29 protein-coding genes are annotated in these 22,701 nt (G+C 60.8%); 14 read left to right on the top strand and 15 right to left on the bottom strand.

The window, feature by feature from the left end; all coding sequences use genetic code 11:
- Nucleotides 1–62 precede the first annotated feature (62 nt).
- The 3 genes from ACTAQJ_RS10905 to ACTAQJ_RS10895 are packed head-to-tail and all read right to left on the bottom strand — an operon-like array spanning nt 63 to nt 1,839.
- Nucleotides 63–560 carry a DinB family protein gene (locus ACTAQJ_RS10905; protein WP_498702024.1) on the bottom strand — a complete coding sequence of 166 codons (498 nt, stop codon included), beginning with the start codon at nt 558–560 and terminating at the stop codon, nt 63–65.
- Nucleotides 557–1,036, bottom strand: a complete 480-nt coding sequence (locus ACTAQJ_RS10900; protein WP_498702023.1) for a VOC family protein — start codon at nt 1,034–1,036, stop codon at nt 557–559. The genes ACTAQJ_RS10905 and ACTAQJ_RS10900 overlap by 4 nt, the downstream gene beginning before the upstream one ends.
- A gap of 35 nt (nt 1,037–1,071) precedes the next feature.
- Entirely contained in the window at nt 1,072–1,839 is a 768-nt protein-coding gene (locus ACTAQJ_RS10895) for an SDR family oxidoreductase (protein WP_498702022.1), read from the bottom strand.
- A gap of 163 nt (nt 1,840–2,002) precedes the next feature.
- Here ACTAQJ_RS10895 and ACTAQJ_RS10890 point away from each other — a divergent pair, with 163 nt between their 5' ends.
- Nucleotides 2,003–2,692, top strand: coding sequence for a hypothetical protein (locus ACTAQJ_RS10890; RefSeq protein ID WP_498702021.1), 690 nt, complete (start codon nt 2,003–2,005; stop codon nt 2,690–2,692).
- 17 nt (nt 2,693–2,709) lie between these two features.
- Here the strand turns inward: ACTAQJ_RS10890 and ACTAQJ_RS10885 are convergent, their stop codons facing one another.
- Both ACTAQJ_RS10885 and ACTAQJ_RS10880 read right to left on the bottom strand, forming a co-directional pair.
- A complete protein-coding gene (locus ACTAQJ_RS10885) occupies nt 2,710–3,222 on the bottom strand; it encodes a GNAT family N-acetyltransferase (RefSeq protein WP_498702020.1) in 513 nt (170 codons plus the stop codon).
- A 161-nt stretch (nt 3,223–3,383) separates the two neighbouring features.
- Entirely contained in the window at nt 3,384–3,815 is a 432-nt protein-coding gene (locus tag ACTAQJ_RS10880; RefSeq protein ID WP_498702018.1) for a hypothetical protein, read from the bottom strand.
- A 269-nt stretch (nt 3,816–4,084) separates the two neighbouring features.
- On the opposite strand from ACTAQJ_RS10880, the gene ACTAQJ_RS10875 reads away from it, so the two are divergent.
- Nucleotides 4,085–4,822, top strand: coding sequence for a GAF and ANTAR domain-containing protein (locus ACTAQJ_RS10875; protein ID WP_498702017.1), 738 nt, complete (start codon nt 4,085–4,087; stop codon nt 4,820–4,822).
- A 24-nt stretch (nt 4,823–4,846) separates the two neighbouring features.
- On the opposite strand, the gene ACTAQJ_RS10870 is transcribed toward ACTAQJ_RS10875, so the two are convergent.
- Entirely contained in the window at nt 4,847–5,317 is a 471-nt protein-coding gene (locus tag ACTAQJ_RS10870) for a hypothetical protein (RefSeq protein WP_442018022.1), read from the bottom strand.
- 293 nt (nt 5,318–5,610) lie between these two features.
- On the opposite strand from ACTAQJ_RS10870, the gene ACTAQJ_RS10865 reads away from it, so the two are divergent.
- From ACTAQJ_RS10865 to ACTAQJ_RS10840, 6 genes are all read left to right on the top strand, one after another.
- Nucleotides 5,611–6,984: an MFS transporter gene (locus ACTAQJ_RS10865; protein WP_498702016.1), complete on the top strand. Its 1,374-nt coding sequence runs from the start codon at nt 5,611–5,613 to the stop codon at nt 6,982–6,984.
- 98 nt (nt 6,985–7,082) lie between these two features.
- The gene (locus ACTAQJ_RS10860; protein ID WP_442018020.1) at nt 7,083–7,310 is read left to right on the top strand and encodes a hypothetical protein; all 228 of its coding nucleotides are present in this window, start codon (nt 7,083–7,085) and stop codon (nt 7,308–7,310) included.
- Nucleotides 7,311–7,334: 24 nt separating this feature from the next.
- A complete protein-coding gene (locus tag ACTAQJ_RS10855) occupies nt 7,335–7,688 on the top strand; it encodes an ArsR/SmtB family transcription factor (protein ID WP_498702015.1) in 354 nt (117 codons plus the stop codon).
- A 24-nt stretch (nt 7,689–7,712) separates the two neighbouring features.
- Entirely contained in the window at nt 7,713–8,693 is a 981-nt protein-coding gene (locus tag ACTAQJ_RS10850; protein ID WP_498702014.1) for a TIGR03086 family metal-binding protein, read from the top strand.
- Nucleotides 8,694–8,736: 43 nt separating this feature from the next.
- Complete coding sequence (locus ACTAQJ_RS10845) at nt 8,737–9,153, top strand: YciI family protein (RefSeq protein ID WP_498702013.1); 417 nt, start codon at nt 8,737–8,739, stop codon at nt 9,151–9,153.
- A complete protein-coding gene (locus tag ACTAQJ_RS10840; protein WP_498702012.1) occupies nt 9,113–9,568 on the top strand; it encodes an SRPBCC family protein in 456 nt (151 codons plus the stop codon). The genes ACTAQJ_RS10845 and ACTAQJ_RS10840 overlap by 41 nt, the downstream gene beginning before the upstream one ends.
- Here ACTAQJ_RS10840 and helR read toward each other — a convergent pair.
- Complete coding sequence (gene helR, locus ACTAQJ_RS10835) at nt 9,565–11,778, bottom strand: RNA polymerase recycling motor ATPase HelR (RefSeq protein WP_498702011.1); 2,214 nt, start codon at nt 11,776–11,778, stop codon at nt 9,565–9,567. The genes ACTAQJ_RS10840 and helR overlap by 4 nt on opposite strands.
- A 269-nt stretch (nt 11,779–12,047) precedes the next feature.
- On the opposite strand from helR, the gene ACTAQJ_RS10830 reads away from it, so the two are divergent.
- The 4 genes from ACTAQJ_RS10830 (at nt 12,048) to ACTAQJ_RS10815 (ending at nt 14,921) form a co-directional block, all read left to right on the top strand.
- Nucleotides 12,048–13,040 carry an NADP-dependent oxidoreductase gene (locus ACTAQJ_RS10830; protein WP_498702009.1) on the top strand — a complete coding sequence of 331 codons (993 nt, stop codon included), beginning with the start codon at nt 12,048–12,050 and terminating at the stop codon, nt 13,038–13,040.
- 42 nt (nt 13,041–13,082) lie between these two features.
- Nucleotides 13,083–13,928: an alpha/beta fold hydrolase gene (locus tag ACTAQJ_RS10825; RefSeq protein WP_498702008.1), complete on the top strand. Its 846-nt coding sequence runs from the start codon at nt 13,083–13,085 to the stop codon at nt 13,926–13,928.
- Between the two features lie 12 nt (nt 13,929–13,940).
- The gene (locus ACTAQJ_RS10820) at nt 13,941–14,549 is read left to right on the top strand and encodes a TetR/AcrR family transcriptional regulator (protein WP_498702007.1); all 609 of its coding nucleotides are present in this window, start codon (nt 13,941–13,943) and stop codon (nt 14,547–14,549) included.
- A 99-nt stretch (nt 14,550–14,648) separates the two neighbouring features.
- On the top strand, nt 14,649–14,921 hold the full coding sequence (locus tag ACTAQJ_RS10815) for a hypothetical protein (protein WP_498702006.1): 273 nt from the start codon (nt 14,649–14,651) through the stop codon (nt 14,919–14,921).
- Nucleotides 14,922–14,949: 28 nt separating this feature from the next.
- Here ACTAQJ_RS10815 and ACTAQJ_RS10810 read toward each other — a convergent pair whose 3' ends face one another.
- The 6 genes from ACTAQJ_RS10810 to ACTAQJ_RS10785 all read right to left on the bottom strand — a co-directional run bounded on the left by ACTAQJ_RS10810 (nt 14,950) and on the right by ACTAQJ_RS10785 (nt 18,880).
- Nucleotides 14,950–15,315, bottom strand: coding sequence for a hypothetical protein (locus ACTAQJ_RS10810; protein WP_498702005.1), 366 nt, complete (start codon nt 15,313–15,315; stop codon nt 14,950–14,952).
- 28 nt (nt 15,316–15,343) lie between these two features.
- Nucleotides 15,344–16,090, bottom strand: a complete 747-nt coding sequence (locus ACTAQJ_RS10805; protein ID WP_223936171.1) for a hypothetical protein — start codon at nt 16,088–16,090, stop codon at nt 15,344–15,346.
- Complete coding sequence (locus ACTAQJ_RS10800) at nt 16,087–17,007, bottom strand: ABC transporter ATP-binding protein (protein WP_498702004.1); 921 nt, start codon at nt 17,005–17,007, stop codon at nt 16,087–16,089. The genes ACTAQJ_RS10805 and ACTAQJ_RS10800 overlap by 4 nt, the downstream gene beginning before the upstream one ends.
- Before the next feature lie 358 nt (nt 17,008–17,365).
- Nucleotides 17,366–17,773 carry an SRPBCC family protein gene (locus tag ACTAQJ_RS10795; protein ID WP_498702003.1) on the bottom strand — a complete coding sequence of 136 codons (408 nt, stop codon included), beginning with the start codon at nt 17,771–17,773 and terminating at the stop codon, nt 17,366–17,368.
- Nucleotides 17,770–18,084: an ArsR/SmtB family transcription factor gene (locus ACTAQJ_RS10790; protein ID WP_498702002.1), complete on the bottom strand. Its 315-nt coding sequence runs from the start codon at nt 18,082–18,084 to the stop codon at nt 17,770–17,772. The genes ACTAQJ_RS10795 and ACTAQJ_RS10790 overlap by 4 nt, the downstream gene beginning before the upstream one ends.
- Before the next feature lie 70 nt (nt 18,085–18,154).
- On the bottom strand, nt 18,155–18,880 hold the full coding sequence (locus ACTAQJ_RS10785; protein WP_498702001.1) for a DUF2306 domain-containing protein: 726 nt from the start codon (nt 18,878–18,880) through the stop codon (nt 18,155–18,157).
- A 112-nt stretch (nt 18,881–18,992) separates the two neighbouring features.
- Between ACTAQJ_RS10785 and ACTAQJ_RS10780 the strand changes: the two genes are divergently transcribed.
- The gene (locus ACTAQJ_RS10780) at nt 18,993–19,688 is read left to right on the top strand and encodes a TetR/AcrR family transcriptional regulator (protein ID WP_498702000.1); all 696 of its coding nucleotides are present in this window, start codon (nt 18,993–18,995) and stop codon (nt 19,686–19,688) included.
- A gap of 36 nt (nt 19,689–19,724) precedes the next feature.
- On the opposite strand, the gene ACTAQJ_RS10775 is transcribed toward ACTAQJ_RS10780, so the two are convergent.
- Nucleotides 19,725–20,579, bottom strand: a complete 855-nt coding sequence (locus tag ACTAQJ_RS10775; RefSeq protein ID WP_498701998.1) for an FG-GAP repeat domain-containing protein — start codon at nt 20,577–20,579, stop codon at nt 19,725–19,727.
- Between the two features lie 246 nt (nt 20,580–20,825).
- Between ACTAQJ_RS10775 and ACTAQJ_RS10770 the strand changes: the two genes are divergently transcribed.
- The gene (locus tag ACTAQJ_RS10770) at nt 20,826–22,166 is read left to right on the top strand and encodes a hypothetical protein (RefSeq protein WP_498701997.1); all 1,341 of its coding nucleotides are present in this window, start codon (nt 20,826–20,828) and stop codon (nt 22,164–22,166) included.
- Between the two features lie 16 nt (nt 22,167–22,182).
- Here ACTAQJ_RS10770 and ACTAQJ_RS10765 read toward each other — a convergent pair whose 3' ends face one another.
- A complete protein-coding gene (locus tag ACTAQJ_RS10765; protein ID WP_498701996.1) occupies nt 22,183–22,686 on the bottom strand; it encodes a MarR family winged helix-turn-helix transcriptional regulator in 504 nt (167 codons plus the stop codon).
- Nucleotides 22,687–22,701: the final 15 nt, after the last annotated feature.

Here is a 22,701-nt window from a genome sequence, read left to right as displayed (position 1 = left end):
CACCAGGGTCTGACATTATTAGCTCGACCTGGTTTGGAACCAGGGAACGCGGGAAACTGCGGCTATTCGCTAGTGACTTGTTCCCGCAGAATGTCCGCATGGCCGCAGTGCTGTGCGAGTTCGCGCAGCATGTGCAGATACACCCAGCGGAGGGGGAGCGGGCCGCGTCGATTTCCGAGCACGAGATCGTCCAGCCCTAAGTCCGAAGCAGCCAGCCGCGAGGCCTCGCATGCTTCGCGATGTGTCTGCTGAATGCTTGCGATGGTGTCGGTGTCCTCGAGAATAAACGACTCGTCCGGCGTGGCAGGGATGCCGATTTCGCTGCGGGACCGGCACGAGATGGCCTCGTCGAACCACACCTTTTCCACGAACGTGGCGTGCTTCAGCAACCCCAAAAGCGTTGTTCGCGAAGGCACCAACGGGCGCCGCGCTTGCTCCTCCGTTATCCCGTCCAACGACTCGTAAAGTGCACGCCGATGCTCATCAAGGAATGCATCGAACTGGGCCCTGACGTCGTGGTTGATGACGTCCTCAGCGAAGGTAGGCGGGAAGACACTCATCCGAAAACCACCGTACCGTCGTCGTCGATCCTCCAGCCCGGGTTGTGCGCGATCTCCCAGACGATGCCGTTCGGATCCTTCACGTGGCCGTGAAAAATGCCCCCGAAAGCACCGGCCTGGGCGGGCTTCAGCACGGTTGCCCCGGCAGTTACCAGTTTGTCGATGGTGCTGGACACTTCGGCCGCACTATCGACATTATGAGAAAGCGTCACGCCACTGACGCTCCTCGTCGGAACGCTGCTCGTCGGAACGGTGCTCGTCGGCACGTCGCTACTCGTCGAAATGGCGCTGTTGAGGTCTTGGTCGAACTTTTCAGCATCGAACAGGCCAAGCATCAAGCCCGGTCCGACCTGGAAGAAAATGATCTCACCGGGCACGTCCATGAGCGGATCCCAACCGAGCCCGTCCTTGTAGAACGAACGGGCTCGATCGAGATCCGATGTGGCAAACGTGATGAAATGCAGTCGCTGGTCCATACGGACATGCTAGCGACAGGGTACGACGGCGGGACTTAGCTAAGGTGCTGACGGGCGCCGTTGAGGTGGGAAGCCGGGGCCGCGAAGAGAGCGGAGACGTGGTCGCCAAGCTCGTTGACGTGGGTGTAGCCCGGGAACTTGCGGTGCGGAGCCGCTGCCTTCATGGCGTCGTCCAGCAGGGCCTTGACCACGAACACCACTGCGGCCGATGTCTGCTCCTTGGGCTCAGTCTTGTGGCCGGACTGGGCGGCCTCGAAGCCGTCCGCGACACCAAGGACCCAAGCCTCGGAAGCAGCCTTGATTGCTGCGTAGCTGGCGCCGGACGCTGTGGGCTTGGCTGCAGCGACAGCCGAGACGATGGCCAGGCGTCCACGCGGGGATGCTTCCAAGTCGGAGTAGAACGCACGGGAGGTATTCCGGAGCGTCGTCATGATACTCGTGTGCAGGACGTCCCAGTCCTCGTCCCTCTGTCCGACGATACCCTCGCCGCCACGCCATCCGCCGACGAGGTGAATCAGTCCATCCACCGATCCGAACTCGCTCCTGACGGAACCTGCCAGGGCTTCGACCGACTCCGGGTCCGAAAGGTTGCAAGTGTAGGGCACCACACTGTCGTGGGAGGCCGCGAGTGCTTCAAGGCGCGCAGCGTCCAGATCCACGGCGGCCACACGGGCTCCAAGGGCAACCAGCGAACCGACCACGGCCTGACCCGCGGCACTGGTGGATCCCGCAACGACGACGTTGAGGGGCTGAGTGGATTCGGCGCCGGATGCCACGTCGTTGTGGTCATTCGTGATTGGCATGTGTGTCCTTCCAAAGGGAAAAGCTGGTCAGAAGGAGCCTACCCAGTGATACAGACTGGCTTATCAATAAACAGCTTGAGAGTAAGAATCTCTCATGCTCACGCACCGCTGACTCAGCCTAAGCCCACGGACGAGGTGGGCTTCGAAGTGGGAGGATGAATCTGTGGAACCCCTCTTCGACTTTCTTGGCAGTTACTGGTGGCTCATTTTTCCTATCGGCGGGATGGCTGGCGGGTGGGCAAGGTCGTGGTCCAAAGCAAGCGAGGAGCGCCATCGCCGCAAGGTGGAGCTGTATAAGCTGAAGAACCAGCTTGCGGTGCACGAGCAGGCTAACCAGGCCGAGGTTGTCTCCTTGATGGCAACGCACGATGCCGTGAACCACAAGTGGCTGGACTACGAACTCGACGTTGGGAAGCTCATCGACTACCCATTGATGACTGACGTTCGCGAACCGCTAACGGTAGCTTTCCTGCGCGCCAAAAAGGAAGCGGACGGATTGCGGCCGGCCGCGCCACAAGACATTACGACGCCGGCCCGGCTGGCTGAGTACCGTGCGGCGGTCCACAGCTTCGAACTCGCTTTCGATGTGGCCGAACGCGAAGCCAGGCGCATCAAGGACAGCAACTTCACCGGCCCGGAGCGTCAAAGACTGGCAACGGCGAGGAAGTTGCTACGCATTGCAGAGGACTCCGCGGCTACCCCGGCGGAACGTCAAACGGCGTACAAGCGTGCGCGCAAGGAACTCGATGGCCTGATCGTCCTTCCAGAGGCAACCGTTGCCGCGCTCGAAGGCAGAATCGCTGGAATGCTCGGCGTGCGACAAGACCCTGACACGGACGCGCGGATCGCCTGAGCTCGGCCCAAACAAGGTCAGGAAGCCACGGAGTTCAGTTCAATCCGCATGACTGTTCTAACGCTCGAGCCGGCGAGGTCGTCTTCCAAATGGGTCATCCCGATGTGCTCGGCTACTCGGCGGGAGGCGATGTTGTCGGGATGGATGATGGCCACGAGACGTTCGACTCGGGCTACGTCGCGTGCAAGATCAACGCAAGCTTGAGCAGCTTCCTTGGCGTAGCCTCGCCCCTGGAGGTCCGATCGCACGTGGTAGCCGACTTCCAGCTCGCAGCGCCCATTCACTATTTGCCAGGTCAACCCACAGTCGCCCACAAAACCGCCGTCGTGCGTTTCCAGGATCCACAACCCGTACCCGTAGCGGGCGTAGTTGGCCAGGTTCCAGGCGATCCAAGCCGCAGCGTCTTCCCGTGACTTCGGCGCGGGGTAGTACGCCATGACCTGAGGATCGCCGAGCATATCGGCCATAACCTCAAGGTCGGCCGGCGTCATCTCCCGGAAGCGTAGCCTGACGGTGGGATGGGGGAGCATCCCCACAGCCTACAGACCGTAATCAGGCGAGACTGTGGCTTCCGGACCTTCTTTGAATCCAACTGGGCCGCTGTGCAACCCAAGCAGGGTGCAGAAGGGCTGAATTCGGCCCAAACAGCGTCAGGAAGCCACCAGGCTAGGCCAATGAGCGCACCCCGAAGTCAGCCCCGACCCATGCTCGTCGATGGGTCCTCGTCACCTTCCGAGGGATCCGCCCGGAGTCCGTCTGGAGTTCCATCGGGGAGACCTGCGGGGCCGGGGACGTCGCCCGATGCGGCGGGCAGGTCGCGGTCCCCTTCCCGGTCCTGGTTCATGTCGCTATCGGTTACCCCTGCACTGCGGGCTGCGGACTCCTCGTGGGCCTCGCCGTCGCCAGCCACGGCGAACGAGCGTCCCGAGGTTGCCTGCGCCTGTTCTTCAGGCGATTCAGAGTCCATCGCATTTGAACCTTCGCTGATGGAGGAGTGGACCTGGATGTCGTCGTCCTTCGCGCCGGGCTCGGGCACGTGCTGGTCGCCCACGGGATCGGAGGTGCCAGCCAGGTCTTCCATCGCGTTTTCGGCGGCTTTACGGATGCTGTCTTCAACGCCCATCAGATGTTCTCCTTTGCACGAATCGTCCGGTGGCCGGACTCGGATAATAAAGTAAGCCTACTTACTTTCTTTCCGATGTGACAGCCTGCCCGGATTGACAAAGTGGGTCGGAGGGGTTCATGGATCTGCTGCTAAATGCATGTCGTGCCGCACTTTGTACCGTTGATCGTTGGACGATATGGTGTCTTCAGACCGTTTTGCAGAGGGCGGCGATATTCGCTCCTTTGCTGTCTGCTGGGGACGCTTTTCAGTCAGTAGGAACGTGCCACATGGTAAACCCCCGCCCCGAGCAGGAAGCTCTCCAGAATGGATATTTTCTGGATCTTGTCCTGGGTAGCGAAGATGTCGAGGCTTTTCTCGGCGATCTCGCTTCTTTCTCGGCAGAGAGCCTCTCACACCGCAAGTCTCCCGTGTATTGCGGCATCACAGTCCTTCGGCGCAAGAAGTCCGCGACGGCCGCCAGCAGTGACGACCGTGCCCGCGTCATGGACGAACTCCAAAACACCTTTGAAGGCCCTTGCCTTACGGCCATGGACAAGCTGACCTCGGTGTTGGTCCCGGACCTTCTTCGCGAACATCGTTGGTCGGAATATGTCCAGGCCGCATCCCATCAAGGGCTTCGGTCCATCCTGAGCGTGCCGCTGCTGGTCGAGGGAGATACGCGCGCTGCCCTGAACCTTTACTCCGAGCGGACCCATGCATTCAGTGACGATGACGTGGAACGCGCCGAGGTGTTCGCATCGCACGCATCCAAGTCGCTACGCCTGGCGCTGAAGATCGCACAGCTAAGTGATGCGCGGAACGATCTTGCGGCGGCGATGCAGTCGCGCACGGTGATCGACCTAGCCGTGGGCGCGATCATGGCGCAGAATCACTGCAGCCAAGAGGAGGCGTTCACCATCCTGCGAACGGCTTCGAGCAATCGAAACATCAAGCTGCGGCATTTGGCCCGGTCGATCATCGCCGCCGTGTCCTCGGGGAAGGTGACAACGCACTTCGAGGAGTAGCGGCGCACCCTCCCATGGTTTCTTTCAGCCCACCCGTGTCCATGGATGGGCTGTACTGGTCGCCTTGCATGGCTCGCAGTCGCCGGACACGTGTTTCAAAACAAGCGACTTCTCTTTGACGGTCCACTCATAGACCTCCTGAGCAGGCTTATCTTTCGCAATTGTCATTCGGTTCCCATCATTGGACCACGTGTCTTCAACATGCGGCTGCACGGGTGCCGGGCACTCTGGCAGAGCTTTCTGATCAATGGTGAACTTGCCATCTTCCTTGAATTCCCAGCTGAACGTACCCGTGTTTTCACAGAGGAAATCCTGCCTAAAACCGGGCACAATCCGCAGGACATCTTCCTTGGTGACCGTGGAAGTCCATGTCCCGACCAATGCTTGTTTTGGATCGGGGGCCGTTGCTGGTGCACACGATGCAAGCAGGATTGTGGGCAGAATCGCGAGCGGAGTCAACAATTTCAAAAGACGACGTGCATACATGGGCTTCATGATTCCTCCTTGATGGGTGGCTCGCAGCAGCGAGACAGGCAGGCGCATAGGACAGCGAGTGAATGTAAGGTGCCTCTGCTAGCCACAATTCGCTCCTCCGCGCCACCGATTTGTCTGGAGCCCAGTCAGACGCAGATTTTCTTGGAACGAACGCTACTCCCGAGGATTCCCTGGCACCAGAGCTCGCGTTGACGTAACTGTAACCACCACGGTGGTTGGCCTGAGACGGGCTTTCCGTCCGCCCCGCGAACGCGTTTCGTAACCCGAAGCAACTATGGAGCAGACTTGGGTGGGTGACGACGAATAGACCCCGGCCCGGCCTCGCGATTGCTGCGCTGAGCCTCGGGACGGCGCTGAACCCGCTGAACTCGTCCATGATCGCGGTTGCGTTGGTAGTCCTGCGGGAGGATTTCGCGCTCGACGTCGCCACCGTCACCTGGGTGATCACGTCGTTCTACCTCGCGTCCGCTGCCGGCCAGCCGCTCATGGGCAGGCTCGCTGACCGCTTCGGCCCCCGCCGCTTGTTCACCTTCGGCATGGCCTTGGTCGCGGTCACCTGCGCCATCGCACCGTTCCTTCCGAGCTTCGCGTTGGTGTGCGTGGCGCGCGCGCTGATGGCCGTAGGAACTGCGACGGCGTACCCCTCGGCTGTCGTGATGGTCACCGAACTGAGCAAGCTCGCTAACTTGCCGTCGACCCGGCCGCTGGGCAGGATCCAGATGGCAAACACGTCTGCCGCTGCCGTGGGTCCGGTGGTCGGTGGATTGCTGGTGAGCCTGGTCGGCTGGCAGGCGCTGTTCGCTATCAACGTGCCGATCGCGCTTCTTGCCCTCATTGTGGTGCACAAGGCAGCGCCAGCCGATTCCGGCCGCGAAACGGGGAAGCTATCGGCACTGATCCGCGACTCCGACATCCCCGGCATCCTCGCTTTCGTCACGTCGCTCATGCTCGCGATGATGGCGCTGCTCAACGTGATGCCGGCCTACCGCTGGTGGCTCCTGGGTGCCGCGACAGTGATCGGCGCGCTTTTCGCCTGGCGCGAGCTGCGCTTCCGGCCGCCGTTCCTGGACCTCCGCCTGCTGGGCAGGAACCGACCGCTGCTGCTGGTGTATTTGCTGTTTATCGTTTTCAGCGGCGTCTACTACTTTGCCTTCTTCGGACTGCCGCAATTGCTGCAGGAGGCAGGTCATTACGACGCCGGTGTGGTGGGCCTGCTCATGCTGCCCCTAGCGGCGTTGTCGGTTGTGGTGACGCCACTGACGGTGCGGCTGATGGAGCGGTTCGGCGTGCGTTCCGTCCTGATCGCCGGTGTGCTGATTCTGACTGTTGCGGCAGCGGGCCTGGGCGCGCTCACCTTGTCTCTATGGGCGCCTTTGGTGTTCGTGCTGACCGCAATGATGGGCATTCCCTATGGGCTGGTGAGCACGGCCTCCAACCAGGGGCTCTACGTTTCTGCACGCCCGGAGGAACGAGGTGTAGCGGCAGGAATTTTCCAGACCTGCCGGTACCTTGGCGCGATCACTGCAACCGTGCTGATTGGCGTTCTGTATGGCTCCGGCGTGAACCAAGCCAACTGGGGACTCATGGTGCTGGTGATGCTGGGCCTGAACGTGCTGGTGTTGGTGCTCGCGGTGATGTGGCGGAAGCCCACCGCGGATGCGCGATAAAGCAACCGGCTCAAAGAATCCGGCCTTCCGCGACATGTTCCGGCATTAACTCGTACTCACCACTGCAATAGTTACGTCCCGGATTGCAGGAGAAGTAGATGCTTGGACTCGAAAATACCCCGGAAATTCTTAGTGGTTCGCCCGCACCCGAATTGTGGTTGGTGCTGGTTACCATTGCCATTCTTGTGACTCTGGTGGTGCTCGCCGCCGTGGTCGCTTCCCGCCTGGTGTTGCCACTCTCTGCCTTGTTGCAACGACGACGGCGTGGGAGGGGGCCGCGGCATCGCAGTTCCCGCAAGCCGGAGCTCTCCCGGGGGAGGCACTAGCCACCGCTCTTGCTTAATGCGTTAGTGATCACTAACGTATTATTTGTGTTGGATGCCCTGGAGATAGCCGCTGAGCCTAATCGGCGTCGGCTGCTTCATCTCCTGGCCGGCAGCGAACAGGCGGTCAGTGATTTGGCGGCTCATTTCGAGGTCAGCCGATCCGCGATTTCACAGCACCTGTTGTTGTTGGAGAAAGCGGGCCTGGTGACGGCCCGCAAGGAAGGGAGAAACAGGTACTACAGGCTCGATCCCCAAGGGATGGGCCGACTCCGTGATCTTGTTTCCCAGTTCTGGACCAACGAACTGGACCTCCTGGCTTCAGATGCCGCCGCTCTTGCGCAACGGCGAGGCCACCAGCAACAACACCCAGACGACTAATAACTTCCAAAGGCGAGGACGCACATGAGTTTCGACAAAACCATCCACCTGCCGGTCACGGCCGACGAGGCCTTCGCCCTCATCACCCAGCCCGAGCGACTGCGGCGCTGGCAAACGGTCGCAGCCCGGGTGGACCTCCGGATCGGTGGGGATTTCCGCTGGACCGTCACTCCCGGCCATAACGCGGCAGGAACCTTCCAGGAAATCGAACCGGGCAAGCGTGTCGTCTTCACCTGGGGTTGGGAGGGCCAGGATGATCTGCCGCCTGGTGCCTCGACCGTCAGCATCACTTTGGAGCCCGACGCCGACGGTACTTCCCTCCGTTTCCTGCATGAGGGGCTCACCGAGGAGCAGGAAACATCGCACGCGATGGGCTGGAACCACTACCTGGATCGCCTGCTGGCCGAGGCTTCATCGAAGGACGGCGCTGGCCGCGACGACTGGGCATGGGCGCCCGATCCCATCAACCAACTGAGCTCTGCTGATGCATCCTTGGCGATCCTTCTTGGCGTTCTGCGCAACGTCACTCCTGAGGACACAGCGAAGGCAACGCCATGCGAGGAGTTCAACGTCAGCGAGTTGCTGGACCACTTGGCCGGATCACTGAAGGGCATCGGCCGTGCGCTCGGTGCAGCATCCGTGGACCAAACGAACGCTTCGCCAGAGGTGCGGATCGCTGAGCTGGCCCAGCCTGTGCTGGAAGCCTTCAGCAACCACGGTCTTGAAGGCAGCGTCGACATGGGCTTCGCCGAATTGCCGGCAACCACAGTCGCCGGGATCCTCAACCTCGAACTGCTCGTGCATGCCTGGGACTTCGCAAAGGCGACGGGACAGCAAGTGGAGGTGTCCGACGTCGTCAGCGATTACGTGACGGAACTTGCCCGGCAGACCATCTCCGAGCAGGTCCGCTCCGGTGGCAGCTTCGCGCCAGTGCAGCCGACGGCGGAAACAGCCAGCAGCCTGGAACGGCTCGTAGCCTTCACTGGCCGCACTGTCACCCTCTAAACCTCCTCAACCCAAAAACAAACAGCAGGAAAGAAGGACCATCATGTCCAAGTATGTTTTCATCTATCACGCACCCATGACCCCCGCAGAGGCCGCCCCGCCGTCACCGGATGACATGGCAGCCGTCATGGGGGAGTGGAACGCTTGGGGTGCCAAGGTGGGGGATCGTCTGGTGGACTTCGGCACGCCGCTGGCCAACGGCGTCCGCGTGGCCTCCGATGGCAGCACGGCGCCCAGCCAGCGTGAAGTGGCCGGCTACAGCATCCTCGAAGCCGACAACCTCGACGCCGCCGTTGAGCTCGCCAAAGTCCACCCGCACCTCAACATGCCCGTGCGGGTGCGAAATCGAGGTACACGAAGCGCAGGAGATCCCGGGAATGTAGCATTCGAAGGACCTGACTCTCAGAAAGCGGAATGCAATGACTACCAGTCCAGATGGAACCGCCACCACCGTCAGTAAAACGTTCAGCCGTACCACCAAGGTGGCTGCGACCATCGACGCCGACCCCGCCACAGTCTGGCGCGTCTTGACCAACGCGGCCGACTACCCCCAATGGAACTCGACCATTGTGTCCTTGAAGGGCGAGATCAAACCAGGATCAAGCCTCCAGCTCGTCTCCAAGTTGGACCCCAGTCGCACGTTCAAACTCAAGGTCAAAGAGTTTGAACCCACCAGCCGCCTCGTATGGGGCGACGCACTGGGCAGCCGCGTCTACACCCTCACGGAAACCAACGGCGGGCAGACTCTCTTCGAGATGAATGAACGCATCGGAGGGCCGATCTTTCCCCTGTTTGCGAGCAAGATCCCGTCCTTCGACGCAAGCTTCGAACAGTTCGCTGCCGACCTGAAAGCGGCTGCCGAGGCATCCAACTAGAAACTCTCGACGGCGGCGGCGTCGGCCGTCGTGAGGATGACCAGCTGCTGGGTTGCCCTGGTCATCGCGACGTAGCGGTCCACAGCTCCTTCGATGCCCGTCCCGAATTCCTCCGGATCAATCAGGACGACGAGGTCGAACTCGAGGCCTTTGGATAGTTCCGGCGCAAGCCAACGCAAGCGTGGCGACGCTGGGAGCGAGCCGCGTCCGACGTCGTTCTTACTGATGACGCAAGCGATTCCTTCGACGTGCGCATCAAGCCACGTGCTGAGGATCGAGTCCAGGTCCGAAGCGGATCCATGGATGACCGGGAGGTCGCTGCTCCGGATGGACGTGGGCACGTTTGCATCGGGGAGGGCGGCCTTGATGACGGGTTCGGCCTCGGCCATGACTTCCTCGGGCGTGCGGTAGTTGATGCTGAGATGCGTCAGGTTCACGTTGCCCAGGCCTATGCGCTCCAGGCGTTCCTGCCAGGACTCAGTGAATCCATGCCTGGCCTGTGCGCGGTCACCGACTATGGTGAAGCTCCGGGACGGGCAGCGTTGCAGGAGCATCTGCCACTGGGCGTCGGTCAGTTCCTGCGCCTCGTCCACCACCACATGGGCGAAGGGGCCTGCGAGCTGGTCCGGGTCCGCGATCAACACTGACTCGTCCATGAGCTTCTCCTGCATGTCCTCGCCGCGCAGCATGGACATGACCAGCATTTCGGAATCGTCCGCAGCCACGAGGTCCTCCACTACGCGATCCATGAGCTCACGCTCGGCAGCGGCTTCGGCCTTCTGGCGACGCCTTCGCTTGGACGCCTCAGGATCACCCAGCCGTTGGCGGGCTGCGTCCAGGAGGGGCAAGTCCGACACAGTCCAGGCACTCGGATTGGCTCGCTGAAGTTTCCCTACTTCATCAGCACTGAGCCAAGGGGCGCAGAGACGCAAGTACGCTGGCACCCGCCAAAGGTCGGCCACAAGATCTGTGTAATGAAGCAGGGGCCATGCCCGGCTGAAGGCTTCCACCAGGTCCGGATTCTGCGCGAAAGAGCGGCGAAGCAAGTCCTCCGGAACCTCGTCCGTATCGAACTTGTCCACCAGGATGGTGAGCAGTTCCTCCCAGACCTCGTCGCGCGCCTCATTGTGGGGAGTGCCTGGTGTCGGTACGTCGAAGGCCTCGGCCCAGTCGTCTGCGCTGAGCCAGACGTCGGCCCAGGGCGTCTCGACTTCCAGGCCCTCCTTCGGCGGTGACTCGTAGAACCTGACAGCCGGCTCGATCGCCTTCACCAGGTCCGACGAAGATTTCAGGCGAGCAGCCTCGGGGTCGGACTCAACGGCGGCGTCGGCTCCCTCAGGCACGAGGTCCCGCAGGGTGCAGGTCTGCACACCCTCTTCGCCCAGGCTTGGAAGGACATCCGCGACGTACGCCAGGAACGGCCGGTGAGGGCCGACGAACAGGACGCCGCCCCTACGATGTCCGAGCCGGGGGTCCGAGTAGAGCAGATACGCGGCGCGGTGCAAGGCGACCACAGTCTTACCTGTACCGGGACCGCCGTCGACCACTAACGCACCCCGGGAAGATGCGCGGATGATGGCGTCCTGGTCCGCTTGGATGGTGCCCAGCACGTCCCGCATCCGGGCGGAGCGGCTGCTGCCCAGGCTGGCGATGAAGGCTGAAAGGTCCTCAAGGGCAGCCGTACCGCCGGACGGATTTGTGGAGGCCCGGTCTGCGGTGGCCGGGTCGGCGGTGAAAGCCTCGTCCCAGTAGTCGGTGATCCGTCCCCGGGTCCAGCGATAACGGCGGCGGGCTTTCAGGCCCATGGGGTTGGCGTGGGTGGCTCCGAAGAACGGCTCGGCGGCGGGGGAGCGCCAGTCGACAAGCAATCTGCTGCCGTCGCTGTCCGTGAGGCCGAGTCGCCCGATGTAGAGCGGTTCCGTGTCGCCGGCGGGGACAACACGACCCAGGCAGAGGTCGAGTCCGAAGCGACGCAGTGCACGCAGCCGACCGGTTAGCCGGCGGGTTTCGACGTCCTTCTCCACGGCCTCCTGGCCGAAGCGGCTTGGGGCTTTGCGTATGGCATCGAGCTGATCGGACAGCTCGGAGATGGTCTGTTCAAGGCTGTCAGCGATGGCTGCGAAGTGCTGCTCGTCGGCAGCGATCAGGGCTGGATCTGCTTTGGGTGCGAGGTGCTCGGGAAGGTTGAACGCGCTGGTTGTGAGAGGCACGCTGTCAGCTCCTTTCTGGGCTGATGGCGCCGGAACCGCGCGTTGAAACAGCGCGTACTCCCGGCGTCGGCTCTCAATTTTGCAGCAACCCCTGGGCCTTGCGGCAAGCCCCCCAGTGCCGTATAGATTGAAAGTGAGGAGGCACAACGTGTCTCCTTTTTCGTGCCCTTTTGCTCGGGACTGTGTTAGCCATGGGCCTCCCCTTGACTTAAGAACTGAGTAGCCTCAGAATTGAGCTTACTCAGTTATTTCGAAAGGGAGAAACCCCAATGAGAGCCTTCGTCCTCAATAAGTACAAAGAACCCCTGCAAGAGGTTGACGTTCCCGAGCCCGTCGTCGGCGAGCATGACGTGCTGGTGCAAGTGAAGGCGTCCAGCATGAACCAGTTGGACGAGAAGATCCGCCAGGGGGAGTTCAAGCAGGTTCTCCCGTATAGCCTTCCGCTGATCCTTGGCAATGACCTCGCCGGAGTCGTGGTGAGTGTCGGTGCGAAAGTACGGTCCTTCAAGCCAGGCGATGAGGTGTTCGCCCGCCCGCATCAGGATCGCATCGGCACCTTTGCCGAGCGGATTGCTGTGGCCGAGGCAGACCTTGCCATCAAGCCGGCGTCGATCAGTATGGAGGAAGCGGGATCCCTGCCACTGGTGGCTTTGACCGCCTGGCAGGCACTCGTGGAACGCGGCAAGGTTGGCCCGGGCCAGAAGGTCCTGATTCACGCGGGAGCCGGGGGAGTGGGCTCAATCGCCATCCAGCTCGCCAAGTATCTTGGGGCCACCGTTGCCACGACCGTCAGCGCCGGGAATGCGGACTTTGTTCGCGAGCTCGGGGCGGACGTGGCCATTGATTACCGGACGGAGGACTTTGCGGAGATCCTCCATGGCTACGATCTGGTTCTGGACAGCCTCGGCGGCGAGAATCTGGAGCGATCGCTGAAGGTCCTCAAGCCGGGCGGTAAGGCCATCGGCATTTCAGGACCGCCGGATCCCGACTTTGCCAAACAGCTCGGAGCAAACGCCGTGATGAAGGGCGCCGTGTCGCTCATCAGTGCAGGCATCCGACGTAAAGCACGTCGTCTTGGCGTCACCTACGAGTTCCTCTTCATGCGCGCCAACGGCAGCCAGCTCCGCGAGATTGCCGCGCTCATCGACGCCGGGGAAATCCGCCCCGTCGTCGGCCGGGTAGTCCCGTTCGACCAGACGCCGGACGTCCTTGCCGGGCTGGACAAGGGCGGCGTCCGCGGCAAAACAGTCGTCAGCCACTAAGTCAATCAACTACTGCCAATCACACCGTCAGGAACAAACATCATGAGCAATGTCATCACCGCCTACAAAGACGCACCGGTCAGCACAGTTACCGCTGGCGGCGTCACCTACAGTTACCGCGAGCTGGGCCCGAAGGGTGGAATCCCCGTCGTCTTCCTGGTCCACCTTGCCGCGACAATGGACAACTGGGATCCGCGCATCATCGACCCCATTGCCCAGAAGCACCACGTGATCACCTTCAGCAACCGTGGTGTCGGTGCCACAACCGGCAGCGTTCCTGGCTCCATCGAGGAGATGGCGGAGGACGCCGCGACCTTCATCAAGGCGCTGGGGTACGAGAAAGTAGACCTCTTTGGGTTCTCGCTTGGAGGCATGATTGCCCAGGCTTTGGTGGTCAAATACCCGGAGCTGGTGCGGAAGCTCGTCCTTGCCGGCACCGGTCCTGCAGGTGGAAAGGACATCGACAAGGTGGCTCGCGTCACCTACTACGACGTCCTGCGAGCCACACTGACCCGCCAGGACCCCAAGGAATTCCTGTTCTTCAACCGCAATGCCGCCGGTAAGCCTGCCGCGAGGGCATTTATCCAGCGGCTTAACGAGCGAACCGCCAATCGGGACGCACCCATCAAAACCAAGGCTTTCCAGACGCAGTTGAAGGCCATCAAGAAGTGGGGCCGCACGGAACCTGCCAATCTGGGCGCGATCACCCAGCCGACGCTCATCGCCAACGGCGACAACGACCGCATGGTTCCGTCCCGTCTCTCCGACGATATGCACCGCCGGATTCCGGGCAGTGAACTGGTCATCTACCCGGATTCGGGGCATGGCGGCATCTTCCAGTACCATCAGGAGTTCGTCCCCGTCGCCCTCGAATTCCTGGGCCGCTGATACGGTATTTGAATGCAGGCTGTGCCCCAGACCCTTGGCCGACGTGAGCGGAATAAGCAGGAGAAGCTTGACCGCATCACCGCTGCGGCCCGCGAGCTCTTCACCCAGTACGGCGTGGATGAGGTCACCACCCAGCAGGTGGCTGAGAAGGCCGACGTCGGATCGGGAACCTTGTTCTTGTACGCCAAGACGAAGGCGGAGCTGCTTCTCCTGGTCCACAACGTCAAATACGCCGAAGCGCTTGACTCGGGCGTCGCCGCCGCGGAACAGGAAGAAGCTGTCCTTGATGGGATCATGGCGATCATCCGACCCATCATCAAATGCAACCGGGTCCAGATCGAGAACGGCCGGACCTACCTGAAAGAGATCGTCTTCGGCGATCCGACCGAACCCCACCATGCGGAGGCACTTGCGCTGACAATCCGCACGGAAGCCGCCATTGCAGAGGTGTTGGGTCGGGATGAGCAATTGACGGCTCGGGACCCAGGGAAAATTGCCCGCGTCATCTCGGCGATCATGTTCGTCAGCATGAGCTCCTCCGCCAATAGCGGTCTCATCGACGAGCAGGTCGGCGATGAGATCCGCGATCAGATCAACGTGGTTTTGGCCTCCGGAAGCTAGCGACGCTAACTGGATGTCTGGCAGTATCTGCCGACCATGAATGAATTGCCCCTTGTAACCGCCCTACCCGAACGCATGCAAATGTGAAATGTTCAGACCATGACGGACGACGATCTAACTGAACTTCGCGCACAGGCAGACCAGGGCGGCCAGGATGCCATTGACCAGCTTGTGGAACTGGCTGCCGAACGGGGCGACCTTGAGGAACTGCGTCGTTTTGCCGCGCATGGGAGTACCGACGCAGTGGACCTCCTCATTGAGCTTGCCTCAGAACGTGGCGATGTGGAGGAACTTCGACGCCTCGCGGACGGCGGAAGCCGAACAGCAGCCGAGGTTCTCGCCGAGCTCGAAGAAGAATACGGCCCGGAATGAAAGCCCTTAGCGGCAGACTTGCTTAGGGTTAGAGCCGAGGCAATTTACGGTCAACGCGGTACGCCGAAAAGACAAGGACACTCAACCCCAGGAGTACCGCACCGTAGTAATAGAGGACGCCGGGAAACCCAAGGTGCACCCCTAGTACGCCACTGAGAAACAGCTGCGCGGCGATACCGACCAGAATGAAAATGGCGGCCAGGCGCCCAATCTTCGTGCCCTTGGACAGGCCGGTGCCGCGGGGTACGCCCGCCACGAAGTCAGACACACTGAACTGATCGCCCAGGCTCAGACTCTTTTCATTGGCTTCTTTGAGGAGTCCGGGAATCATGTTTTCAGCGATTCCCCGTCGCCTCAATGCATACACAAGATCTTGCTGAGCGCTGGTTTTCATCGAGTTACTCCATTCCCGCCTCATGCGGTTAGACAACATCCTTGGTTCGGTTTCTCCAGATACCGATCACACAAGGAATAAGGATCCATATGACAGCTGAAGATGCGGCAGCTGCAGCGTTGCCGCCTTCAGTCAGAACGTTGGTGAAGGTGGCTGATTGAAGAAATGGCGTGGCATCTCCAGCGACCAGACCAATCAACGAGTCGAACACAAAAGACTGAAACAGCACAAAGACAATGGCGAGTGGCGTAGACAGGAGCGCGGAAGCGACAGCTGCCCCGGACATGACGCCAACCAGAGTGGCACAAACCAGTAGCCAGACACTCCTGCTCAGGCTTCCAAACATGATGTCCGAGCTCGTGAAAACGGAGAAGCCTGCCGATACGGCGAATGCCACAGCACAAATCACCAGCATTGTGGCGAGACCAAAGATTGCCACAGCGATGTACTTTGCAAGAAGCAACACTCCCCGCCTTGGCTGTAATACGAAGAACTTCACGTTGTCGCGGTGCTGCCAGTCGGAGGTAATCGCGAGAATCGAAATAATTGGCGCGCCTATGCCAGCGGGCAACGCCAACGCAGCAAGCATCATGGACATGTCAATCGGCTCATTGCGGCTTGCTGAGACGGCCACGAACGCGACGATCATCAGGATGCCGAGAAGCGTCATGCTAAATAGAAGCCATCGTGAGCTGCGGGTATTTATGAGTTTTCGCATTTCGACGTAGACGGCAACGCCGATGGGGTTCGATACCGGACTGCTGATGCCGCTCATTTCCCCTCCTCCGTCCTGGAGACCGCTGCAAACTCCGGGGAAGTCAGTTCACTGTAGTAACTTTCCAATGATTCCAACGGCTTTCTGTGCAGTAGGCTCACTTGGATGCCATTCCTCCAAAGGATTTCACCGACGTGCTCCGGTGACGACATCACTGAAATTCGCTCATTGGCGGAATGAGGGGCATCGGCCAGTGCGATTCCCTCGGCCTGCAGGACGCGCCTGATTTCAGACCTGTGGGGGCCATCGACTTCAGTGACTTCCGTTCCTCCCAGGTCTCCTATGGATGAGTTGGAGATCACGCGGCCGCGGTCAATGATTACTACGCGATCGACGTACGACTCAAGCTCATTCAGCAAGTGGCTTGAGATGAGAACTGCACCACCGTCTGCGGCAAAACGCCGGATGGATGCCTTCAGCCAGCTCATTCCCTCGACGTCCAACCCGTTGGCTGGTTCGTCCAGGACGAGGTACTTGGGATCTCCCAGAAGTGCGATGGCCAAACTAAGGCGTTGGCGCATGCCCAGGGACAGGGACCGTACTTTTCGACGACCCGCGCTGGCTAGACCTACGGACTCAAGAACGGCATCCACCCTCTGAATGGGAAGCCCCATCATTGCGGCGGTCAAGGTGACTGTTTCGCGGGCCGACCTGCCGGGATGGTGCGCCGAAGGGTCAAGCAGGAAGCCTATCTGTTCCCCTGGGTTCAGCAGTTCGTGGAAGGGCGAGCCAGCAATCGTAATGGAGCCGGCATCCGGCCGGGTCAGGCCCGCGATCATTCTGAGCGTGGTGGATTTCCCGGACCCGTTTGGCCCGATGAACCCGGTAATCGTCCCCGGGGCGCAGCTAAAGCTCAACTCGTGGACGGCTTTTATGTTTCCGAAAGACTTCGAGATGTTATCTAGTCTCAGGGTCATAATTTCACGCTGGTCCGTTCTGAGACAATTCTCTTGAGCACGATACCGCGCATATCTCGTGAATTCATGAAGTCCCCCTTTCAATACACCCACTGTGAGTGCATTGCTAACCTAGGGGGTCGATTTGCAGTTAGTCAAATCAATTTAGTTTTAGTGTCCGTAGGCAACATATCTTGGATATCCGGGGATTGAAAAGCAGTTCCTATAGCACAAATATAGGGGATCAGCTTGTCAACAAACAATGATTACGGACTGCGTCCGCTTTCTTCCGGCAATCCTTTGTTGTCAAATTCGAATCTTTCGTCTCAGATGCCGCCTAGGGATCCTCTCCTATTCATTGAATTTCGGGCCATTGTGTCTAACTAACGCTAACCAGGACCTGCTCAATCCGCGCGAGAAGGCCCGGCCATCCGTTGCCCATCCCCTCGAGGGCTTGCTGGCCCATGGGGGTGTCAAGGTTGAAGCCCGCGTGCTCGAAGTGAAGGACGGTGCCGGTTTCGGTGGACTCCAAAGCCCACGTGATGGTGGTGTCCAGGACTCCCTCGGCGAACATGAAAATGATGGCTGAGCCGGGCTCCACCGTGAGGACTTCGCATTGTTGCTGGCCCCAGCCGCCCATGTCCATGGTGAAGCGGTGGCCTACCACGGGTGCGATGTCGCCGGCAGCCCACCAGCGGGCGAGCAGTTCCGGGGTGGTCAGGGCAGCCCACACTGCCTCTTTGGGGTGCGGGAAAGTGCGCTCGAGTCTGATGGCGTTTTCGGTCATGGAGTGGTTTCCTCATCCAATAGTTCGGCCAGGGCGTCGAGCCTCTGGTTCCAATATTGCTCGTAGTGCTTCAGCCAGTTGCTGGCATCCCGCAGGCCCTCGGCCTCAAGGTGATAGATCCTGTTCCGGCCTTGCCGTTCCTCACGGATCAGTCCAGCGTCCCGCAGGACCGCCAAATGCTCGGAGGCTGCAGAGCGGCTGAGGTCCAGGCGGCCCGTGAGATCGCCCGCCGTTGATGGACCCTCACGGAGGCTATCGAGGATGGTACGCCGCGAAGGGTTCGCGAGGGCGCCGAAGACGTCGGGAAGCACTCGATGATGATATGTCGGAAATTTCCGAAATGACAACCCGCGCACTCCCGAGCCGCGGCGGGCGCGCAGATTATCGTGACGATTTCACTGAGGTCTGAACGGATCGCCTCACAGGATGGGGCGCTGACGCTGACGTCGGTTTCCTTGCCCGCTGGCGAATGACCAACTCAGCTACGGCGAGGTTGATAACCCAAGAGGCCCCCATGAGCGCCGCCCGGGTCGACTCGTCCGTAGGGCCGAAAGCAAGAATCCAAGGTAGAAACACAAGGGCTTGTGTTCCTGCGCCGAGACCGATTGCGTAAGCCCGGGTCATCCACGCACTGTGCACAAGGAAGTCCCGGCGCCGAACAGCCATGAATCCGAGGACGATGCTTACCGCCATGGCCGATCCGAAGATGAGCCGAAGTATCAGGAGTGCCTCGCCGTCGCCGTCGGGTAGCGCGTAGAACATGGACATCCACAAGCCGGAGAGTGCGGCAAGCAGGCCGGCAGGAACGAGAATGCGCCCCGTCATCCTGTGCCACTTGCGCCTGCTGCTGCGAAGCGACGGGACGAACTGGAAGGCCCCGAGCAGGCAGTAGACGGTGACGCAGACAATGTGGGTGACCACCGGTATGGGTGAGTCGAAGAACCGCTCGTTCTGTGGCGTCACGGCCCCGCGGCCCGTCAGTTCGGAGAGGCGGGCTGCTCCGGCGATTACCGGGATGAGGCTGAGGAAGATCAATCCAGTGGGGACAGGCCATTGCGCCCGGCTGAAACGGCTACGGAACACGGCGATGGAGCTCTCTGGTCTCATGGTCTGGCCCTTTGATTCGTAGGTGTACGGCGTACACCTTTATGAGGGAAAGCGTAGGTGTACGCTGTACACACTGTCAATGGTTGGCGTAAGCGTTCAGGCTGGAGGTCCCATGAGCCAACAAATGGAGACGCGCAGGATTCCCCTGAACCGGGAGCGTGTGCTTCGCGCCGCCGTCGAACTTGCAGACGAGGTTGGCGTGGGCGCGCTCAGCATGCGACGCCTCGCGCAGGACCTCGGCGTCGTACCGATGGCCCTTTACAAGCACGTGGCCAACAAGGAGGAACTCCTCGACGGCATGGTGGACACCATTGTGGGCGAGATCGATCCTCCAATCCGCGATGCAGATTGGAAGAGTGCTGTCCGGCTGAGAGTGCTCTCGGCACGGCGGGCCCTCATGGTGCACCCGTGGGCCCGTTCCGTGATCGAGACCAGGACAACTACAACACCGGCGGTGCTGGAGTACATGGACACCCTCGCCGGGCTGTTTCTGGCTGGCGGGCTGACACCCGACCTCACCCATCACGTCATGCACGCGTTGGGCAGCCGCATGTGGGGATTCACCCAGGAAGTGTTTGACGACTCAGAAGGGCCATCCGAGATCACGCCTGATGCGCAGACAGCGATGGTTCAGCACATGGCCGAGAGCCATCCGCACCTGCTGAAGATCGCCCTGGCCGCCGCCCACGACGACACGTCAGTTGTGGGTCACGGTTGTGATGACCAGTTTGAGTTTGAGTTCGCTCTCGATCTGCTGCTCGACGGCGTTGAGCGACTTCACGAGCGCGGCTGGACGTCTGGCGGATAAACAGTCGTCTCCACCAGATTCAGCAAGGTGGAAGGATCAGACCAGCGCGGTCATGATGTTCCAGCCCTCTCCGATCTGTTTCCGCGGCTCCAGATGGCGGCTTCCAATACCCGGATAGAGCCAAAGGATGCCATTGGTATCCCGCGCGATGATCTGCGAGTACCCCACGTAATTGTTATCGAAGTTGCCGGTGGCGATGATTGCGGTCATGGTGTTCCAACCTTCGCCGACTTGCATCCGCGGTAGCCACCCACCGGTGCCGTTTCCTGGGTACAGCCAGAGGCGGCCGCTGGTGTCCCGGGCAAGGAGGTCCATTTTCCGGTCCTCGTTGAAATCGCCGCGACCAATAAGGGCCGTCATCACGTTCCAGCCCTCGCCGATTTGGAACCGGGGGAGCCAACCGCCGAGGTGATCTCCTGGATACAACCAGAGACGCCCCTCCGCATCACGGGCCATGAGATCTGGCAGGTAGTCGCCATTGAAGTCCCCAGGTCCCACCAGAGCCGTCATGACGTTCCAGCCGACACCCACGTGCATCCGGGGCTTGAGAATTCCGCCGCCCGTGCCGGGGTAGAGCCACAAGTCGCCATTCGCGTCCCGGGCCAGGAGGTCGTCCGTGAACTCGCTTTGGAACTTGCCCGGACCGACAATGGCGGTCATCACGTTCCAGCCTTCGCCCATCTTGAAGCGGGGCTTCTTCCAGCCGCCAAGGCCGTCACCCGGGTACACCCAGAGGTCGCCTGCTGTGTCGCGGGCAAGAACGTCGTGAAAGTAGCTGGTATTGATGGTGACGTAGTCCCAGTTGTTGCTGGGGACGGTTGAGGCGCGGGTGGCAGTCTTGTCTGCTTGAGCAGGAACCACTGCGAGGCCTACGAAAAAGACCGCAACCATGGCCACAGCTGCACCAAGGAAAAGTGGGCGCCTCCGGCTTCGAACCCTTCGCAATGCATGAGTAGTGCGCCGTGCAGTAGTAGTCGACCCTGATCGGAACATCACTGTTACCCCCATTAGCAACATAGCCATCACGCGATGGACCGGAGCTTATCCGGATCGCCGAAGTTTTGTTAGGGGCTGACGGAAAGCCCTGTCATCCTATAGACATTCAGGTTTCACCGGTCAGGACGGAATCGAGGAGCAATGAGGCGGGTTCGCTACTTCACAGCGGCAGCATCGGTTGCCGTCCTGTTACTCACCGGCTGCATCGGAACAGCGGACCCTGGCGCATCGCCGTCGAGCTCGTCAGCAATCCCCACAGGCACGGCGTCCGCCTCATCCACAGGTTCGCCATCCGCAACGCCTCCTGCGGTTTTGGCCAAACTCCCCAGGATTCCCTGGGACGGAGGTCCCGATTTCTACAAGAAGTTCAGCAAGGCCGACGCCGCGGGGTGGGACGACCCGGGCTTCTTCCCCATCGGAGTTTGGTACGCATCGGGTAACGGCGAGCAGATGCAGTTCGACAAAGCACATGGCATCAACTTCTACGTCCAGCTGAACCCGGACACTGACTATGCCCTCTTCGATCAGCACGGCATGTTCTCGCTCATGAAGGTGAAGAACGCACCGGATGACTGGGCGCAGCTCCCGGGCAACTACGTCGACGACGAAGTAGATGGCAGGTTCGGTTGGGATGAGGGCGTAGCCCACATGAACCAGACCATCGCAGAGTTGAAGGCCAAGGAGGAGGGTCGGTTTACCTACGCCAACTGGACCCCGTCCCTCATCAGTTACGACGCACCGATGGACATTACCAAGCGTTATTGGGAGACCGTGGACGTGTCCTCGACGTCCAACTATTACTACGCAGGTGCCTGCCGCGATTGGCGGCTGCGCACACCCCAGGGATACAACCCGACGACGACGGCCACCTGCCAGACGTCGTCGGCGTACGCGAAAGCCATGCAGGTGATGCAGGAGGTCAACGCCGCGAGGGGTGTGTACTCGCCCATCTGGATGGTCCCGACCGTGCTTAGCCCGGAAGGTGAGCATGACCTGTCCGACCAGATGACGCCGGACAGGGTGAAGGCCCAGGTGTGGGCGATGCTCATCCACGAGTCGCGCGGAATCGTGTGGTTCACGCAGTCACCCGGCGGTGGCGCCGATAACCCGTGCATGTCTGGAGATGCGCTCGCCGATGTCCGCATCCACAACACCGCATGCTCCCGGGATCAGGTGCAGGCCATGGGTGAGATCAACGCGGAAGTGAAGGCTCTGGCTCCCGTTCTGAACACGCAGAGCTATGTGTGGAACTTCGGGGACGGCCTGGACACCATGCTGAAAAGCTACAACGGGGACGCCTACATTTTCGCGATGACGCAGGACGCGCAGACCGGGCAGCGGACCTTCACTCTGCCAACGGGTGTCACTCCCAAGGCGGTTGAGGTGGTGAACGAGAACCGCACCATCGCCGTGAAGGACGGGAAGTTCACGGATGACTTCCCCGTTGAATCCACCCACCATGTTTACAAGGTGAGGCTGTAAGGGCACTGCTTTGTCCTTAGCCCGGCTCGCCGTCGTTGTTTGTCAGCAAAAACTTCCGCAAGAGGTTCGCCAGCTGTGTCCGCTCGGATTTGGTGAGGCCCTCGAGCATCCTCTGCTGATTCTCCACATGGTGCTCCACCACTTCATCTACCAAGGCGAGCCCCTCGGGTGTGAGGCTGATCAGCAGTTGCCTGCGGTTCTCAGAGTTGGTCTCCCGATGAACCAACCCGCGGGACACGAGCCGATCCACGCGGTTTGTCATGGCTGCGGAGCCGATCATGGTGAGGCTGGCCAGTCGCCCGGGTGTTAGCGGAGCTTCGGCCGCCGACCGCCGCAGGGTAGCCAGGACATCGAACTCCCACGGCTCCAGCCCGAACTGGTTCATGAACTTCTGAACGTCGAGAGCAGCCAAGCGACTGGCCCTGTTGAGTCGGCCGAGGACACCCATGGAACCGACGTCGAGGTCGGGGCGCTCCTTGTTCCACTGCTCAAGAATCATGTCTACTGCGTCGCGGTCCATCGTCCCTCCAAGGCT

This window comes from Arthrobacter sp. alpha11c (assembly GCF_054149985.1).
Note: the sequence above shows the minus strand (reverse complement) of the source record. Positions and strands in the feature narration are given on the sequence as shown.

What these genes read in the sequence shown, in the direction of transcription:
- ACTAQJ_RS10770 (WP_498701997.1), top strand. Translation starts at nt 20,826, where the DNA reads ATGAGGCGGGTTCGCTACTTCACAGCGGCAGCATCGGTTGCCGTCCTG.
- ACTAQJ_RS10825 (WP_498702008.1), top strand. Translation starts at nt 13,083, where the DNA reads ATGAGCAATGTCATCACCGCCTACAAAGACGCACCGGTCAGCACAGTT.
- ACTAQJ_RS10795 (WP_498702003.1), bottom strand. Translation starts at nt 17,773, where the DNA reads ATGACCGAAAACGCCATCAGACTCGAGCGCACTTTCCCGCACCCCAAA.
- ACTAQJ_RS10765 (WP_498701996.1), bottom strand. Translation starts at nt 22,686, where the DNA reads ATGGACCGCGACGCAGTAGACATGATTCTTGAGCAGTGGAACAAGGAG.
- ACTAQJ_RS10905 (WP_498702024.1), bottom strand. Translation starts at nt 560, where the DNA reads ATGAGTGTCTTCCCGCCTACCTTCGCTGAGGACGTCATCAACCACGAC.
- ACTAQJ_RS10800 (WP_498702004.1), bottom strand. Translation starts at nt 17,007, where the DNA reads ATGACCCTGAGACTAGATAACATCTCGAAGTCTTTCGGAAACATAAAA.
- ACTAQJ_RS10780 (WP_498702000.1), top strand. Translation starts at nt 18,993, where the DNA reads ATGAGCCAACAAATGGAGACGCGCAGGATTCCCCTGAACCGGGAGCGT.
- ACTAQJ_RS10785 (WP_498702001.1), bottom strand. Translation starts at nt 18,880, where the DNA reads ATGAGACCAGAGAGCTCCATCGCCGTGTTCCGTAGCCGTTTCAGCCGG.
- ACTAQJ_RS10860 (WP_442018020.1), top strand. Translation starts at nt 7,083, where the DNA reads ATGCTTGGACTCGAAAATACCCCGGAAATTCTTAGTGGTTCGCCCGCA.
- ACTAQJ_RS10885 (WP_498702020.1), bottom strand. Translation starts at nt 3,222, where the DNA reads ATGCTCCCCCATCCCACCGTCAGGCTACGCTTCCGGGAGATGACGCCG.
- ACTAQJ_RS10815 (WP_498702006.1), top strand. Translation starts at nt 14,649, where the DNA reads ATGACGGACGACGATCTAACTGAACTTCGCGCACAGGCAGACCAGGGC.
- ACTAQJ_RS10845 (WP_498702013.1), top strand. Translation starts at nt 8,737, where the DNA reads ATGTCCAAGTATGTTTTCATCTATCACGCACCCATGACCCCCGCAGAG.
- ACTAQJ_RS10850 (WP_498702014.1), top strand. Translation starts at nt 7,713, where the DNA reads ATGAGTTTCGACAAAACCATCCACCTGCCGGTCACGGCCGACGAGGCC.
- ACTAQJ_RS10895 (WP_498702022.1), bottom strand. Translation starts at nt 1,839, where the DNA reads ATGCCAATCACGAATGACCACAACGACGTGGCATCCGGCGCCGAATCC.
- ACTAQJ_RS10805 (WP_223936171.1), bottom strand. Translation starts at nt 16,090, where the DNA reads ATGAGCGGCATCAGCAGTCCGGTATCGAACCCCATCGGCGTTGCCGTC.
- ACTAQJ_RS10830 (WP_498702009.1), top strand. Translation starts at nt 12,048, where the DNA reads ATGAGAGCCTTCGTCCTCAATAAGTACAAAGAACCCCTGCAAGAGGTT.
- ACTAQJ_RS10900 (WP_498702023.1), bottom strand. Translation starts at nt 1,036, where the DNA reads ATGGACCAGCGACTGCATTTCATCACGTTTGCCACATCGGATCTCGAT.
- ACTAQJ_RS10840 (WP_498702012.1), top strand. Translation starts at nt 9,113, where the DNA reads ATGACTACCAGTCCAGATGGAACCGCCACCACCGTCAGTAAAACGTTC.
- ACTAQJ_RS10775 (WP_498701998.1), bottom strand. Translation starts at nt 20,579, where the DNA reads ATGGTTGCGGTCTTTTTCGTAGGCCTCGCAGTGGTTCCTGCTCAAGCA.
- ACTAQJ_RS10870 (WP_442018022.1), bottom strand. Translation starts at nt 5,317, where the DNA reads ATGAAGCCCATGTATGCACGTCGTCTTTTGAAATTGTTGACTCCGCTC.
- ACTAQJ_RS10880 (WP_498702018.1), bottom strand. Translation starts at nt 3,815, where the DNA reads ATGGGCGTTGAAGACAGCATCCGTAAAGCCGCCGAAAACGCGATGGAA.
- ACTAQJ_RS10875 (WP_498702017.1), top strand. Translation starts at nt 4,085, where the DNA reads ATGGTAAACCCCCGCCCCGAGCAGGAAGCTCTCCAGAATGGATATTTT.
- ACTAQJ_RS10820 (WP_498702007.1), top strand. Translation starts at nt 13,941, where the DNA reads ATGCAGGCTGTGCCCCAGACCCTTGGCCGACGTGAGCGGAATAAGCAG.
- ACTAQJ_RS10810 (WP_498702005.1), bottom strand. Translation starts at nt 15,315, where the DNA reads ATGAAAACCAGCGCTCAGCAAGATCTTGTGTATGCATTGAGGCGACGG.